This window comes from Actinomadura rubrisoli, assembly GCF_004349215.1.
Lineage (GTDB): Bacteria > Actinomycetota > Actinomycetes > Streptosporangiales > Streptosporangiaceae > Spirillospora > Spirillospora rubrisoli.
The window spans coordinates 1-466 of the sequence record NZ_SMKU01000794.1; the positions used below are offsets into that span (position 1 = coordinate 1).

The following is a 466-nucleotide window of genomic DNA, read 5'->3' on the forward strand; positions in this document are numbered from 1 at the left end:
CCCGCGCGGACGTGCCGATCGCGGCCCACCCGTCCCCCTGGACCGCGTACACGTGCCGCAGCCCGAGCCAGTCGGCGGCCACGGTCACCGTCCCGTCCCCGGCCGCCACTCCGGCGAACGGCGCCGCCATGTCGGCCAGCCCCTTGCCGGTCAGCACCCGCTCGCGCAGCCCCGGAACGTCCGGCTCGCCGAACGAGTGGTCGTGCGGCCGCAGCACCAGCGCCGCGGTACCGCACGCCCTCAAATCCGTCGCGTCCGTCTCCGGTCGGGGCGCGGAACGTCCGGGCGCCGTCGATATGGCCAGCAGGCGGGACAAGGTCCGCATTCCACCATCCCCGTGGTTGAAGGCGGGAGGTGAAACTGTAGCTTTCCCGAACCGCCGACGACAGAGGCGACTTTTCCGCGACGCACGGGATTCAAGCGGCGAATACCCGCCGTGACAATGCTGTTCAGCCCTCCCGGACCC

1 protein-coding gene is annotated in these 466 nt (G+C 71.9%); it reads right to left on the reverse strand.

The annotated features are described in order from the left end of the window. A partial coding sequence (locus E1298_RS47530) for a hypothetical protein (RefSeq protein ID WP_207945311.1) occupies window positions 1–217 on the reverse strand: 217 nt, incomplete at its 3' end. Between the last annotated feature and the right edge of the window lie 249 nt (window positions 218–466).